Source organism: Hanstruepera flava, from assembly GCF_023634025.1.
Taxonomy (GTDB): Bacteria; Bacteroidota; Bacteroidia; order Flavobacteriales; family Flavobacteriaceae; genus Hanstruepera; species Hanstruepera flava.
The window spans coordinates 1,397,237-1,413,132 of the sequence record NZ_JALJCW010000001.1 but is presented as its reverse complement, the minus strand read 5'-3'; the positions used below and the strand labels follow the sequence as shown (position 1 = coordinate 1,413,132).

Annotated in this window: 16 protein-coding genes; all 16 read right to left on the bottom strand. The window is 31.0% G+C overall.

The genetic code is table 11. The features are described 5' to 3' along the window. Positions 1-103: 103 nt before the first annotated feature. The 16 genes from MTX13_RS06605 to wecC all read right to left on the bottom strand — a co-directional run bounded on the left by MTX13_RS06605 (position 104) and on the right by wecC (position 15,893). Positions 104-964, bottom strand: a complete 861-nt coding sequence (locus MTX13_RS06605; RefSeq protein WP_250433642.1) for a glycosyltransferase — start codon at positions 962-964, stop codon at positions 104-106. Further along, positions 957-1,448, bottom strand: coding sequence for a hypothetical protein (locus MTX13_RS06600; protein WP_250433641.1), 492 nt, complete (start codon positions 1,446-1,448; stop codon positions 957-959). The genes MTX13_RS06605 and MTX13_RS06600 overlap by 8 nt, the downstream gene beginning before the upstream one ends. Positions 1,449-1,452: 4 nt before the next feature. Next, the gene (locus MTX13_RS06595; protein ID WP_250433640.1) at positions 1,453-2,391 is read right to left on the bottom strand and encodes a sulfotransferase family protein; all 939 of its coding nucleotides are present in this window, start codon (positions 2,389-2,391) and stop codon (positions 1,453-1,455) included. After that, positions 2,388-3,857, bottom strand: coding sequence for a lipopolysaccharide biosynthesis protein (locus tag MTX13_RS06590; RefSeq protein ID WP_250433639.1), 1,470 nt, complete (start codon positions 3,855-3,857; stop codon positions 2,388-2,390). Before MTX13_RS06590 ends, MTX13_RS06595 begins: the two co-directional genes overlap by 4 nt. Positions 3,858-3,871: 14 nt before the next feature. Next, entirely contained in the window at positions 3,872-4,714 is an 843-nt protein-coding gene (locus MTX13_RS06585) for a sulfotransferase family protein (RefSeq protein WP_250433638.1), read from the bottom strand. Between the two features lie 18 nt (positions 4,715-4,732). Further along, a complete protein-coding gene (locus MTX13_RS06580) occupies positions 4,733-5,758 on the bottom strand; it encodes an NAD-dependent epimerase (RefSeq protein WP_250433636.1) in 1,026 nt (341 codons plus the stop codon). 36 nt (positions 5,759-5,794) lie between these two features. Beyond that, a complete protein-coding gene (locus MTX13_RS06575; protein ID WP_250433634.1) occupies positions 5,795-7,225 on the bottom strand; it encodes a hypothetical protein in 1,431 nt (476 codons plus the stop codon). Between the two features lie 11 nt (positions 7,226-7,236). Further along, a complete protein-coding gene (locus MTX13_RS06570) occupies positions 7,237-8,607 on the bottom strand; it encodes an MBOAT family O-acyltransferase (protein ID WP_250433632.1) in 1,371 nt (456 codons plus the stop codon). A gap of 109 nt (positions 8,608-8,716) precedes the next feature. Further along, the gene (cysN, locus tag MTX13_RS06565; protein ID WP_250433630.1) at positions 8,717-9,970 is read right to left on the bottom strand and encodes a sulfate adenylyltransferase subunit CysN; all 1,254 of its coding nucleotides are present in this window, start codon (positions 9,968-9,970) and stop codon (positions 8,717-8,719) included. Continuing rightward, positions 9,960-11,456, bottom strand: a complete 1,497-nt coding sequence (locus MTX13_RS06560) for a hypothetical protein (RefSeq protein WP_250433628.1) — start codon at positions 11,454-11,456, stop codon at positions 9,960-9,962. The genes cysN and MTX13_RS06560 overlap by 11 nt, the downstream gene beginning before the upstream one ends. Then, positions 11,386-12,291: a sulfate adenylyltransferase subunit CysD gene (gene cysD / locus MTX13_RS06555; RefSeq protein ID WP_250433625.1), complete on the bottom strand. Its 906-nt coding sequence runs from the start codon at positions 12,289-12,291 to the stop codon at positions 11,386-11,388. Before cysD ends, MTX13_RS06560 begins: the two co-directional genes overlap by 71 nt. Next, complete coding sequence (locus tag MTX13_RS06550; protein WP_250433624.1) at positions 12,291-12,815, bottom strand: hypothetical protein; 525 nt, start codon at positions 12,813-12,815, stop codon at positions 12,291-12,293. Before MTX13_RS06550 ends, cysD begins: the two co-directional genes overlap by 1 nt. Beyond that, positions 12,805-13,413 (bottom strand): adenylyl-sulfate kinase, encoded by a 609-nt coding sequence (gene cysC / locus MTX13_RS06545; RefSeq protein WP_250433622.1) that lies wholly within the window; start codon positions 13,411-13,413, stop codon positions 12,805-12,807. The genes MTX13_RS06550 and cysC overlap by 11 nt, the downstream gene beginning before the upstream one ends. 5 nt (positions 13,414-13,418) lie before the next feature. After that, positions 13,419-13,865, bottom strand: a complete 447-nt coding sequence (locus MTX13_RS06540) for a DUF2061 domain-containing protein (RefSeq protein WP_250433621.1) — start codon at positions 13,863-13,865, stop codon at positions 13,419-13,421. Between the two features lie 6 nt (positions 13,866-13,871). After that, positions 13,872-14,672, bottom strand: coding sequence for a 3'(2'),5'-bisphosphate nucleotidase CysQ (gene cysQ, locus MTX13_RS06535; RefSeq protein ID WP_250433620.1), 801 nt, complete (start codon positions 14,670-14,672; stop codon positions 13,872-13,874). Further along, entirely contained in the window at positions 14,673-15,893 is a 1,221-nt protein-coding gene (gene wecC / locus MTX13_RS06530) for a UDP-N-acetyl-D-mannosamine dehydrogenase (protein WP_262920446.1), read from the bottom strand. It abuts the gene before it with no gap. Positions 15,894-15,896: the final 3 nt, after the last annotated feature.

Below are 15,896 nucleotides of genomic sequence, written 5' to 3'. Positions count from 1 at the left end.
GTTGATATGTAAAAAAGAGATATAAAGGGAATTAAAACATATAGCCCTTGATGAAAAAAGGCAGTGAGTATAAAGCAAAGTAGTATTATAACAATATTCACTATTAATATCTATTAGTAAGCTTATTAAATAAGTAATATCTAAAATATTTCCTTACTTCTTGGTTTTCAACTCTTGGTTTTTGATTGATAATTGCGTTTAAATAACCCACAAAAAATTCATATCCCATTTTTGCTCTGGATTTAAACATTACCAAATACATTGATTTCAAAAAAACGTAAAACAAAGTATGCCCTCTATAATAAGCATGATAGCCTTTGTTTCGTGAGTTAGCAATTCTAACATTCACCTCTCGTGATACAACTCTAGCAGATTTTAAAGTTACAGTTTTCCAACCTTTTAAATGAGCCAGTGCAATAGATACAGTATCTGCCGTATAAGCAATTATATAGCCGGCTTGGTCTAAACAATCCTTTTTCCACAATCTACTATTCCCTCTTACGAAATTAGGATCTGCTATATGCAATTGGCCTTCTTCGGTATAAGTTAGGCCACTAGATATTCCTATTTTAGGATTACTTTTTAAAAAATTAGTTATTTTGTAATAGTATTCTTTTTCAGGAAATACATCACAATCTAAAATACCAATATAATCTAAAGAATTATAAAAATCTTGTTTTTTTAGGTATTGAAATCCAGTATCAATAATCGTGGCGTATTTCTTACCAACTCTATAGGTTTTGTCCTCAAAATTAATATTAATGACTTTAAATTGACTTACATTTTTAATAGAGGATATTTTATCTAAATATTCTTTGCTGCCATCTGTACTGTCGTTTTCAACAATTACTAAACATTTTATAGGAGTGCTTTGACTGGCAAGAGAATCTAAAAACTTATCAATATTGTTAAATTCATCTTTTAAAGGTGTTACTAAAGCAATATTAGGAATTGGATTAGTCATTGTAAGTATTTACTTTATTTAATATTAAAGGAGAGCCCATTTTTTGTTTTCTTCCATTTTTTTCTTGGTATAGGTAAACCTTCATTTTCTTTATTTGATCTTCTTTAATATTAATTCGCTTTAATATGTATTTATAGCCTTCTACTTCAATTAGATTGGGTTTAAAATCCCAATTTTCAATTCTCTTTTGTGCATTCTTTCCTATAATCCATACCCTTACACCAAGAAAGACATCCTTACTTAACAAATCGTTCATTGAAGTGTTTTCATTCAATTTAAAAACTAAAGTCTTTGTTCCTTCCTTTTGATCTCTTATAACACCAACTTCTTCAATAATAATTCCATCGTACAAATCAAAATTTACATTCACTTTGTTACTTAAAATATCTAGCCCTCTTTCTAAATACAACTCGGTTTTGGGCTTACATCCAAAAGTTAGTGCTAAAAGGTAAAAAAGCAGAATATAACTCTTTTTATTATTCATTTATTTAGGCCTTTTGTTCTCTCCTTTTCTTTCTGAACTTATTCTTTAAGTATGAATATAATTCACTTAATATCATGATTCCTTTTTGTTTGGCACTTATTTGATAGTTAGTGTTTTGTGAAATACTATAATCGAAAACCTTCATAATAGATTTACATTTTGATTCAATTATTAAAATATCTTCAAATGAAAGTTCGTTTTTCCATTTTTCTATCCTATTTTGATCTAATTTTTTTCCAACCAAAACGTGTTGAGAAGCAGTATACCCAGGGATTATAAAACCTTTACCATGTATCATAGAATCATTATATTGGATATTTATAAAATCACATAACCGCTTTAAATGTAATTCTGGGCTTGTTAAAATATCTTCATATTTTACCAAACATATCCTGTTTGGAAATAATTTTTCAAAACAAAAATAGTATGTTACGTATTCATTCCAAATTTCACAAAGTTTTAATGCTGTATTTGCACCCCAATCTAGATCTTTTACTGAAGCATAAACTGCTCTGGGATCTCTTATAATAAAAATGAACTTCGATTTTGGGAACTGATCAACCAAAATATCAAAATACCTTATACTGCTTGGCGTGTGGTCTATTCTTAATAGCCCTTTGTTAGAGTCATTTAATTGTTTTTCAGCAAATAAACTTACAGTGTTTTCAACTAGGGTTTTAAAATTAGTAAAATTTACTTCTTCAGGAAGTTCTTTAATTTTCTCTGTTTCAATTTGCCACTGCTTAAACCTATAGTTTTGATTTAAAAACCTCAAATATTTGGAAATCTTAACAGAATCAGATTGTTTACTTAAATATTTATATATAAATTCGATAAAAAAATCGGATTCAGGTGTTACAATGCTGTTAGAATCACTTCCTAACATGCTTGCAAGCATTGTTGTTCCGCTCCGGGGGCACCCTGTAATGAATATGTGCTTCATTGCTTTCTCTTTCTGATTTTTTTCATTAATATATTTATCTCGTCAGAAATTCCAAGAACCGCTTTAAAACGCAAAACTACAATTAATAAAAAGCAAGACACCAATAACAAATATAAAAATTCAGTAATTATAATATTAAATGTTAATAATCGTAAAACTCTTAATATGATATAGGCAAATAAAAAAACACAAATTGACAAGATTAATGGTTTTATGTGAATTTTAATAAATCTGCCCCAAGTCTCATTAAACTGCAATAGGCTTAAATGAGTCATAAAAATGAAGTTAAAAAAAATGGCCGTAAAAACTCCAATTGCAACACCTTCTATACCCCAAAAATGACCAATGTAAGAAAACAAAAAAACACATGTTGCATATATTATTTGGATTATTGCTCGCTTATGAACATCTCCAAGAGCCTTTATTAAGGAGTCACTTATTTTATAGCTCATTCTAAATATTGTACCAACTGCTAATATTTGAAAAGGAACAATTACTTCGATCCAATTTCTCCCCAATAAGATTAAAACAATCTCTCTTGCATTAACAAATAAAATTGCAGAAAACAACAATGAAGCGTAAGCAACAAGTTGGGTTGACTTAAAATAGGCTCTTTTAACTTTTTCTTTATCTGTTTGTATTGAAGAAAGTGCCGGGAATAAAACTACATTTAAAGATTGGCCAATCAACCTTACTGGGGCTACCATAAGTTGATAGGCTCTACTATAATAACCTAGTGCATCCGCAGATAACGTTTTGCCAATAACCAAGTTATCTCCCTGACCTGCAAAATAGTTTGCAACTTTGGCGATAGTATGCCCGCTACCAAAGAAAAATAATTCTTTAAAGCTCTTTTTATCAAAAAATGGAATAATTGAATGCGGTTCTAAAAACGAGACTATAATGGCTCTTACTAAAGCTTGAACTATATATGCATAAACCAGAGCATAAAGACCATAATCTAAAAAAGCAAGTGCCACCCCAACAAACCCGAAACCTACTAAATAAGAAATAAGCTCTGATAATGCAAAAAATTTCATTCTTAAATTACGTTGAAGCAAAGATTGGGATACAGAAATAAAACTGTCTATAATAAATATACTTGAAATATACTTTAGAACTTTTGAAAGCTCCGGCATGTTAAAATATATTGCAAAACTATTAGAAAGAAATATTGCTAATACACAAAAAAAAACACCAATAATCAAAGATGTAGTATAAGCTGTTCTTATGTGTTCAGTTGTAATAGCTTTTCTTTGAACAATTGCTGCTCCCATTCCTAATTGGGAGAAAATTTTTGAAAAGCCAAGAAATATTATAGCAATGCTAATAACCCCAAATTCTTCTGGGGCTACTAGTCGAGCTAAAACCGATAGAACTAAAACCTGTAAAGCTGTTTGTGAACTACTTCCAGCTAGCAACCAGAAAAACCCAGTAAATGTTTTCTTTTTTAAATCTTTAGACATAAATTTTTTATAGTCTAGTTCCAATTAAATCGCCTACCTATTATTTTATAAAGAGTTTCGTTATGTTCCTTATAAAACTCTTTTAATTCAGAGTATAATTGTTCTTCTCTTGGGTCTTTAATATTATTTCCAACATTAAAGCGCTTTTCGGTTTTGATATCAAAATTTTTATTCACACCTACAAACTCTAATACTTCTTGAACAGTGCTTTTTGTTTGTTTAAAGAAATCTTTACTATCAATGATCAAAATATTGCTTTCTTTAAAATTTTCTTTAATAGCTTTTATTTGATTTGCATACAAACCACGTGATTTATAAGAAAACCTTTGATAATTATTACTAATATAATTGGGATTTATTTTAAACCTATCCTGTTCTCCCTCTAACCTCTCTTGCTCTGCGTCGAACGCTTCTCTCATTCCTAACTTTTCTCTACCTTTTCTAGCTTCGTGATAGTAATGAGAAATTGCCCTGTTCGCCGGATCCCTTAATAATACAATTATTTTCATATTAGGATTAAACTCTGCTATTCTTTTTATCGCAAACGGATGAAACATATAATACGGTGATGCTTCTCCAGTAATTTTTTTGTTATTTCTTTCTAATGGAAAAAAAGACTTATACCATGATAATGGTTTATCGTAATTTAAATCAAAATAATGGACCTCTTTTAGTAATGTTGGTTTAATTTCGGGATGTTGTGTCAAATATTTATACAATGACGTTGTTCCTGCTTTTTGAGCACCTACTATAATAAAACTAGGGTTCATTCTATTTCCGCCAACCAACTGTCTAAATTTAAATTGAACAGGAAATAGAAACTTCTTTACCGTGTTTCTTAACTTATTATCTGACATCAAATGATTTTAAAATGCTTAATTATAATATGATTTGTACCACTCTATGAATTTTGGAATTCCATCTTTAATTTTAATTGAACTTTTGTAGCCCAATTTTTCAAGTTCTGAAATATCTGCCCAAGTTTGTGGCACATCACCTGGTTGCATAGGTAGTAATTCTTTTTTTGCTTTTTTACCTAACCCCTTTTCAATAGCATTAATAAAATCCATTAAAGATTCTGGACTACCATTACCTATATTAGATAACCTATAAGGTGCATGCTTATCCTCTTTATCCTTCAACTCGGGAGGATTGTTCAATACAATTTTTATTCCGTTAATAATATCGTCAATATAGGTAAAATCTCTACTCATATTTCCTTGATTAAAAACTTTAATAGGCTCTCCTTTGTCTATGGCTCTAGTAAACAAAAACAAAGCCATGTCTGGTCTTCCCCAAGGGCCATAAACAGTAAAAAACCGTAAACCTGTTGTAGGGATATTAAAAAGATGGCTATAAGTATAAGCCATGAGCTCATTACTTTTTTTTGTTGCCGCATATAAACTTATAGGATAGTCCACATTATCAAAAACTGAAAATGGAGTTTTTTCGTTTTCACCATAAACACTTGAACTACTCGCGTATAACAAGTGTTTTATGTTATTATGCCTGCAGCATTCTAAAACGTTTAAAAAACCTACAACATTGCTATCAACATAGGTATACGGATTCTCTAAACTATATCTAACACCAGCCTGTGCCGCTAAATTACAAACCACATCAAAGCCTTGTGATTCGAAAAGTTCAGATAGGTTTTCACGATCTTCAAGATTCATTCTTAAAAATGAAAAGTTCTTATAACGTGATGATGTTGCGAGCTTATCAAATAGTTGAGCATCTGTTTGTAAAATACCTAACTCCTTAAGTCGGTCATATTTTAATGACACTTCATAATAATCGTTAATATTATCTAACCCAACAACTTCGTGATTTTCTTGTAGTAATTTCTCACATAAATGAAATCCAATAAATCCTGCTGCTCCTGTTACTAATATTTTCATTTTATAAATGTCCTTATATTTTGTGGTTTCTACTAACTACTTTAGTTTTAAATATTTTTTACTTACAACTATTTCTTTGGGTGCTTTGTCTCCTATGGCTATGCTCAAATTTCGTACTTCTGAAAAAGGGCAATCAACAATAACGACTTTAAACTCACTACCTTTATAGTTATAACCACTGTACAGACCTTCATTTTTTAAATTTTCCAACTTTTCTTTCACAGAAAATCTATCTTTTTTAATTTTCCTTTGTATGTCTTTACCGAGTTGTCGTTTCTTGTTTGTAGCTACATCATAAGCAACTTCAATAGAAATATCTTTTAAAGAGTCTCCTGCTAATAAAATTTCAAGCCTACCATAAAGATCTTTATAAAGTATTAGTTTTTCTACTCCTGTTTGCTTATTTATTTTAGGGTTTTCTATTTTCTTATATAATACTGCACCATTTTTTTTAGGATTTTCTAAAAGCGCATATCTATTTTTAGAGAGGTCTATTGAACTATTGGTGCTTATATTATAATTCTTTTTAATATATGTTGCTAAATGTTGAGACACTTTTAAAGCTCCATTTGTATTGAGATGTGTGTCATCTTTAAAGTCAAATAAATGTAGTGATAAGCTATCCCAATAATCATTTAGGTCCAAAAAATTAGCACCCTTCTGTTTTAAGTATACTTTTATTAAGTCTTGATAATTAAAATCTTTGTTGTTTATATACTTTTTATGTGTTGGCGCACTAACAAACAGCAAAGGTACATTTGCCTTTTTAAATGTTTCTATTATATCATCAATAATCTGCTTTTCCCCGAGTGATAATTGATATTTTGAGTCTATTTCATTTGATTTATTTTCAATTTTCTTATCATTTACCAAATTTTTCCAAACGTTATTATTAAAATATAGTGGAGGCTTAAACCCCTTATAATAGTCAATATCAGTTTTTAAATAGTAATTTGATTGAAAAACCCTGTCTTTCCATAAGGCATGGTCTCGAAGTGTTGGAAATATATTTAATAAACTATCCCTTCCAAAGATTTTATTAAATAATTGAATTTTTTCAAAAGAAAAATCCATATAATCAATAGATTGAAGTTGAAAACTGGAAATACGATTTGAAAACGGTGGTTCGCGCAATGTTTCCCAAAAAATATCAACTATACCAAGTTTTAGGTTTCTCTTTTTTATTTCTTGTTTAGCTATTGCTAGTGTTGTATGAAGGTTTTGAGCTGCTACTCCGTAATTATAAGCGCTTAATTGTAGTTCATTTTCAAAAACTCTAGGGTCGTAGGAACAAAAAACATGTGATGATCCAAAAAAGCCTATATCAAAATCTCCTTTTAGCATTTTATATTGTTCGCTTCTGAAAGATTGTACATTGCTTTTATTTAAAAACAACTTTCCAGAGCATAATACAAGTAAAAAAACAATAGTTGAGAAAATTATAGTCTTTATTGAGAATTTAATCATATAAGAGAGGCTTAAAATTGAAAATAAATAAATTCTTTAGGTGCCATATCTCCATACACCCCGAAAATTATTAAAGTAAAAACAATCATTAAATAAAAACACCATCTAAAAAGGAGGGGTTGAGCAGCGAGTTGCTTTGTAAAACTTACGTTTTGATGTGTCCATTCAAAAACAACTAATAAAACTATAGCAAAAAAGGCAGTCCAAAACTCCTGCGCATTTAAACCTAAATCATAAAAATTAAGGACTTGAGACCATTTCAGGTGAAAACCATTTTGTATTATAGTTATAGCATCGCTTAAAGTATTGGCTCTAAAAAACACCCATGCAATACATACTATTGAAAATGTAATTATTATATAAAAAAGTTTTCTAGAAACAGTGTTAATTTCAAAACCTAAAGCTTTGGCAATGGTTCTGCGTTGTTTTGAGAATGATTTTTCTACTACAATAATAACACCGTGAATGGCACCCCAAATAATAAAGGTCATTGCCGCACCATGCCAAAGACCACTTACAAAAAATACCAAAAAAAGGTTTCTATAGGTTTTATACTTACCATCTCTACTGCCTCCTAATGGAATGTAAACATAGTCTCTAAACCATGTAGAAAGAGAAATGTGCCATCGTCTCCAAAATTCAGTAATAGATTTCGATAAGTATGGGCTTCTAAAGTTTTTCATTAAGTCAAAACCCATGGTACGTCCCACTCCAATAGCTATATCAGAATATCCCGAAAAATCACAATAAATTTGAAATGCAAATAAAATGGTTGCCAATATTATTTCATAACCTAGATATGCTTCAGGACCATTGTATACTTGATTGACCAAAACCGATACCCTATCTGCCACTACTATTTTCTTAAACAATCCAAAAGCTATTAACAACAGTCCGGATTTTACTTGATTGTAATTAAACTTATAGGTTTTATAAAATTGTGGCAACAAGTGCGAAGCCCTTTCAATTGGGCCAGCAACTAATTGCGGAAAAAAAGCAACAAATGTAAAAAAGGACAAGACATCCTTTGTAGGCTCTAATTGCTTTCTGTAAATATCTATGGTATAACTTAAGGTTTGGAAGGTATAAAAACTAATACCTACTGGTAAAATAATATTAAGGGTCGACACTTCAAGCTCTTTTCCAAATAACCTAAATGTATCCACAAAGGTCTCTATAAAAAAATTGGAATATTTAAAATATACTAAAAACCCTAAATTAACCAATAAGGATACCATTAAAAATCCTTTTCTTTTCTTTTTGTTTTCTGTTTTATAGATTTTTTGACCAACGACAAAATCTACCAATGAGCTTATAAAAATCAAAAACAAAAAACGCCAATCCCACCAACCGTAAAACACATAACTTGCAACTAAGAGCAAAATGTTTCTAGATATTTTATGTTGGGCTACAATCCAGTATAAAATAAATACTACAGGAAAAAAAATTGCAAAATCTAAAGAGTTAAAGAGCATACAAATAAATTAAGTATTATACAATCATCCCAGCGGCAACTGTCTCATTAGTTGCATCGTCAACAAGAATGATACTCCCTGTTGTTCTATTATCTCTATAAGAATCAACCATCAAGGGTTTGGTGGTACGTATTTTAACTTTAGCAATATCATTCATGGCTAAATCGCTGTCTTCACTATTTCTCTCCAAAGTATTTATATCATACTTGTAAACTACTTCTTTAATCATTGCCTTTTGATCATTAGACGTATGTTTAATAGTATACTTTGCTCGTGGTCTTGCAGGACTATTGTTTAACCAACACAACATAACTTCAATATCTTGTGATGCTTCTGGTTTATTATTAGACCGTACAATCATATCACCACGACTAATGTCTATATCGTCTTCTAAAGTAATAGAAACTGACATTGGCGCATAAGCTTCGTCTAATTCTTTATCGTGAAGGGTTATACTTTGTATTTTAGATGTAAATCCAGATGGCATTACTGTAACCTCGTCTCCTTTTCTTAAAATGCCACTAGCCATGCGACCAGCATAACCACGATAATCTATAAAGCCTTCGCGTTGTGGTCTTATCACCGTTTGTACTGGAAAACGGGCATCTACTTTATTAATATCACTACTAATATGCATAGTTTCTAAAGTATGTAGCATTGGTGCGCCTTGATACCAAGGCATGTTTTCTGATTTGTTTACCACATTATCGCCTAAAAGCGCTGACATTGGTATAAAACGAACGTCTTTAACAAGCATTTTAGAAGAAACCTCTTCAAACTCTGAAACAATATTGTTAAAAACATCTTCAGAAAAATCAACCAAATCCATTTTGTTTACACAAACAATAATATGAGGTATTTGTAATAGCGATGCTATAAACGCATGTCTTTTTGTTTGTTCAATAACACCATGACGGGCATCAATTAATATGGTGGCCACATTTGCTGTTGATGCTCCTGTAACCATATTTCGTGTATATTGAATATGTCCTGGTGTATCAGCAATAATAAATTTACGCTTTGGTGTAGTAAAATATCTGTATGCAACATCAATGGTAATACCTTGCTCTCTTTCGTCTCTTAAACCGTCTGTAAATAGCGCTAAATCTACACCATCATGACCTTTTTTCTTACTTGTGTTTTCAATAGCTTCAAGTTGGTCTTCAAATATAGATTTAGAATCGTATAGCAAACGCCCTATTAATGTACTTTTTCCATCATCTACACTTCCTGCGGTTGTAAATCGTAATAATTGATTGTTATCTAACATGTTCTAGTCTTAATGTGTCTATTTTAATAATTTTGACATTATTGTTTTTTTTATTTTTTATAAAAACATTAAAGTCATATACTTCTCCCATTGGAATAGGGACTCTAACTATAAAATATTGTTTTCCTCCATATTCAATACTATCATCTAATTTAAAATTGCTCAAATACTTATTATTATTGAGTTTAACTGGTAAAGCCCTAATAGAATATTTGTCTGTATAAGCTCCTGTTTTGTAAGTAATTTTTACTTTAAGATTTTTAGAAATTTCTTTACCTTTTTCAACAACTAACTCAAGATATTGATTATTGATTTTATATATGCCAACACTTTTTATTTCGATTTTCTGTTGTAATTTTTTGCTAGCTTTAAAATAATGTAATCCATATTCAAAACTTTTATCAATGTGAAAATATCTGTTTTGATTAAAATTAATTTTTGTGTTTGAGGGAATTGAAAACTCACTTTTAATGAAATTCGTTAAAAATTTTGTGACTTTCAATGCGCCACTACTGTTTAGGTGGCTGAAATCCCTAAAATCTTTTTTTGTTAATCCGATTTCGTCATAATGCGCATTTAAATTGATATAAGTAATACCTAAAGACTTTAAAAAAGTCTCTAACAAATTATTATATGTGTAAAATTCATTTGATTCATAGCCTTTAAAAACAGCAGCATTAACAAAAATAACTTGCGTTTGGTTTTCCCTAAAGAACCCCAACAAGTCTTTAATTAATGCTTTATTTGAATCACTTAATTGAATTGTATCTAATGTTTTAGGGTTGTTATTTAACTTTGTATTTTTAGTTATTTTTTTCCAAAACCTCGCGTTAAATGAGGTATTAGTATAAAACCCTTTATAGTAATCTTTGTCTTCAGCTAGTTTAAAATAATCTTGAAATAATTTTTCATCCCATAACGCATGTTCACGAAGTAAAGGAGTATTGTACAAAGCACCTTCTGGTCCGTAAATATTTTTCAGTTGTACTATTTTCTTTAGAGATAAAGGCATATAATCAAATGTTTTAAGTTGAAATGCATTTACATTATCATTATATGGGGGTTGCTCCATACTTGCTTGAAAAACATCTATAACTGCTAGATTAATACCATAATTTTTTACGGTAGTTTTTATTAATGGAATTGCAGTAACTAATCGTTGGTTGGCATAGCCAAAATTAAAAGCACTATTCTTAATTTCATTTTCAATCACTCTCGGATCATAACTACATAAAGCATGTGAGGATCCAAAAAACGCCACATCAATTTGGTTAGACTTACTGAAAGAAGATTTGTACTCTTCACTTTTAAACCAATATATTTTTTTATTTATAAAAATATCATTAACAAAAAACGCAACGACAAAAAAAACAAAGGAAAATAATAATATTTTTAATAATGCTATTCTCATTGCCTTAAAAATACCCTTGACGCTTTCGGTCTTCCATTGCAGACTCTGAACGCTTATCGTCACTTCTGTTTCCACGCTCGGTATTTCTCATACCAGCAACTTCAGCAGCAATTTTCTCTAATGAATCAGCATCAGATTCTACACCGCCTGTAATAGTAATATCACCTAAAGTTCTAAAGCGTATTTTTTTAGTCACCACTTCTTCATGGTCTTCTAATACTAAAAATTCAGAATTTGGAATCCATGAGTCTTGTCTCCAAACCACTTCTCGCTCATGGGCAAAATATAACGATGGAATGGCAATATTCTCGCGTTTTATGTAGTTCCAAACATCCATTTCTGTCCAGTTACTTATAGGGAAAGCTCTAAAGTGCTCTCCTTCAAAATGCTTTCCGTTGAATATATTCCACAGTTCTGGTCGTTGGTTTTTAGGATCCCATTGTCCAAAATCATCTCTATGAGAGAAGAAACGCTCTTTAGCTCTTGCTTTTTCTTCATCACGACGTCCACCGCCAATAGCACAATCAATCTTATTTGCCTCAATAGCATCAAGAAGTGTCGTAATTTGAAGTGCATTACGTGTTGCGTTTTTTCCTTTTTCTTCAGCAACACGTCCTTCGTCAATAGATTCTTGTACAGAACCAACAATAAGTTGAGCGCCCAATTCATTAATAATATTATCTCTAAACTCAATCGTTTCAGGAAAGTTGTGACCAGTGTCAACATGCATTAATGGAAAAGGTATTTTGGCAGGATAGAATGCCTTTTTTGCTAAATGTGTTACTAGGATAGAATCTTTTCCTCCTGAAAATAAAATCACTGGGTTATCAAATTGAGCCCAAACTTCACGTAAAACAAAAATAGCCTCACTTTCTAATTCATCTAAATAATTTAAATAATACTTGCTCATTATTTGTCTTTTTCTTCTAATAGTATATCCTTAATAATTATAGTACCTAATCTCCCTGAAGCTTTCCAATCCCTTCTTTTGTAAATGTATGCTTCAATACTATCAAAATATCTAATACCATTAATCTTTTGATTTAGTATAATATATTTTGCCCCTTGCTTTTTTGTGATTTTAGGTGAAAAATCTCTTTTTAAAGAATTTACACTATCATTTAATTCAAAACTATATGATCTTAAACCTATACTATATTTTTTAACTTGTTCTTCAGTAACATTTTCATCTAACCTTAATATTAGAGCATAAACACTATCGTTCTTTTTTTTAGCGCCAAATCTTTTTATTTTAAATGAGTCATTAAATTTAACATTAACGTCTTTTAGGCTTAATAACGATTTTTCAAAGTTGTTTACCTCTAATTCTTTACTGGGTTTAGTTTCTTGAACCCCTATGTTTTGTGTTTTCTCTTCATTTTTACAAGAAAAGATAATTAGTATTAAAAAAAAATACGTTAAACTATGTTTCATTAATCTTATACTTAAGTTTTTTTTGAATGAACTTTAATATTTTTTCAGCTGCTTCATCAACTGTTGTTTCTTCCGTTTTTATTTCTATGTCTGGGTGTACTGGTGCTTCATAAGGCGCAGAAATCCCTGTCATGTTTTCTATTTCTCCTAATCTAGCTTTTTTATAAAGCCCTTTTACATCACGACGTTCGCATTCTTCAATGCTCGTGTTGATGTAAATCTCGACAAAGTTAACATCTTTAACGATAGTTTTAATGTTCTCCCTGTCTTTTTTATATGGTGACACAAATGCAGCTAAAGTAACGACTCCTGCATCAATCATTAAACTGGCTACTTCGGCAATTCTTCTAATGTTTTCAGTTCTATCTATTGGAGAGAAGGATAGGTCTTTATTAATACCTGTTCTAATATTATCGCCATCTAAAGTATAGGTGTGAATTCCTAAATTATATAATTTTTGTTCAACAACATTGGCTATTGTAGATTTTCCAGATCCTGAAAGTCCTGTAAACCACAATAAAAACGCATTATGTCCTTTGAGCTTTTTGCGTTCTTTACTTGAAATTTGATAATCATGAGGGACAATATTTTTACCCATTGTTTTTAATTTTTCTTAAAGATTTTACGAATTTTGCCTAATGGTAATTTAAGCCACATTCGTTCATGAAAATAGTATAATACAAACTTCGTAAACAATTCTGTAACAGCTATATATAAGGCAATTTCATCATAAGCATTTAATATTGCACCTGATATTATGAATGTCATAGTTGTTGCAACTACTCTCCAAGATATAGTTTTAAATAATGTTTTTCTTGAAGTTACTCTACCATTCCGCACAAATTGCCAAATACGTTCATGGACGTAATAAACCAAAAATTTAATTAAAAATTCTGCAGCTCCAATTTTAATAGCATGATCAATACTACAGTTTCCTGTAATACAGGTTACTAAAAGAACCACTAAAATAGTATCTGTTGTCGCTACTATTCTCCAAGAAACACCTTTTATCAAGCTTCTTGCGTGAGATTCTTTTTTATACTTTGCCATCTTTGATTATTTTGAAACAACAAACCAAGGGTTTAGTAAGTTTTCTTTGTTGTATAACAATGGTTCGTTTGTTTCATACGATAAAACATCTATACCAACAGCATTACATATAGCCTGACCTGCTGCAGTATCCCATTCCATTGTCGGTGCATATCTAGGATATACATCTGCGTTACCTTCAGCTACTAGGCAAAATTTTAGCGAACTTCCTTTTGAAACAATTTCTACAGACTTACCTTTTTTCTTAATTTGTTCAATAAAACCTAAAGTTTCTTGGCTCATATGAGAACGGCTTCCTACAACCTCAACCTTATCTGAATTGCCATTCTTCGGTTGTAAAGGTTTTGCTAATTCCACTATGGTTTCAACTGTAACATCATGAGATTCTAAATGTGTTTTAAATGCTTTTTTCTCTTTTACATTGGCAAAGTATAAAGTTTTAACTGCTGGCACATAAATAACGCCTAAAATTGGTTTCCTGTTGTTTACTAATGCAATGTTAACAGTAAATTCTCCATTACGTTTTATAAACTCTTTGGTGCCATCTACTGGGTCAACAATCCAACATGTTTTCCATGTTTTTCTAACGGTGTAATCTGTTTGCTTATTTTCCTCTGAAATTATTGGGGTTTCCGTAGGAGTTAGGAACGAATTTATAACATCATTTGCTCTTTTATCTGCTTCTGTTAAAGGTGATTTATCATCTTTTAGCTCTACATCAAAAGCGGTATCATATACCTGCATAATAGCTTTTCCTGCTTTTAACGAAGCTTCTATGGCTGTTTTTAATTCACTGCTTACTATCATTTATATTTTATTTTGAATGCCGCAAAAATCTAATACAACTTTGTCTTCGGCTATATTTAGTGTTTTGAATTCTTTATGGGCTACTAAAAACACTATGATATCTGCTTTATCAGCAGCATGTTCGTAATTCGTTATCTTAAAAACTTTATGCTCTTCAATATTAGGCTCTACAATAAAATATTCCTCATTGTTAGCGTTTTGAAGTACTTTTTGGACAATGTACTTGGCTGGAGATTCTCTCAAGTCATCAATGTCAGGCTTAAAAGCAAGTCCCATTAAGGCAATGCTTGGTTTGTATCCATGCTTCAATTCAAACTCTAACTTTGCCGTCTGGACTTTTTCTGCACACCAAAATGATTTATAATTGTTAATTTCTCTAGCTTTCCCTATGATTTGTGACTCCATTGGGTACTCAGACACAATAAAATAAGGATCAACAGCGATACAATGCCCTCCAACACCACATCCTGGTTGCAAAATATTAACCCTTGGGTGTTTATTTGCCAATTCAATTAGCTCCCATACATTAATATCTGCTTTGTCACAAATAAGAGATAGCTCGTTAGCAAACGCTATTTGCACATCACGAGAAGAGTTTTCGACCAACTTACACATTTCTGCTGTTCTGGCGTTGGTTTTATGTAAGCTGCCCTTTATAAACTGCTTATAGAAAGCAACAGCTTTTTCTGTTGATTTTTCATTTACACCTCCAATTACACGGTCGTTATGCACTAACTCATACATTACATTCCCAGGCAAAACCCTTTCGGGGCAATACGCAATGTTTATCTTATCTTGTAATTCTGGTCTTTCAGAATAAATAAGGTTCATCATTTTTTCAGTAGTGCCAACAGGCGAAGTAGATTCAATTATATATAGGTCATCTTCTTTTAGCAAAGGTAAAACTGCTTTTGTGGCTGCCTCTACAAATGAAATATCAGGTTCGTTTTTCCCCTTAAAGGGTGTTGGAACAACAATTAAATACGTACTTGCCTCTACTGGATTTGTTGCGGCCTTTAGGTATCCGTTTTTTACTGCTTCTGCTACTGCTGTGTCTAATTCTGGCTCTACTATATGGATTTTTCCCTCGTTAATAGTTTCAACAACTTGTGGGTTAATATCTACCCCATGTACAAAGGTTCTGTGTTTTGCTATTAATGCTGCGGTAGGCAATCCTATGTACCCTAAACCAACCATCACTACGCTTGGGTTTATATTCATGTT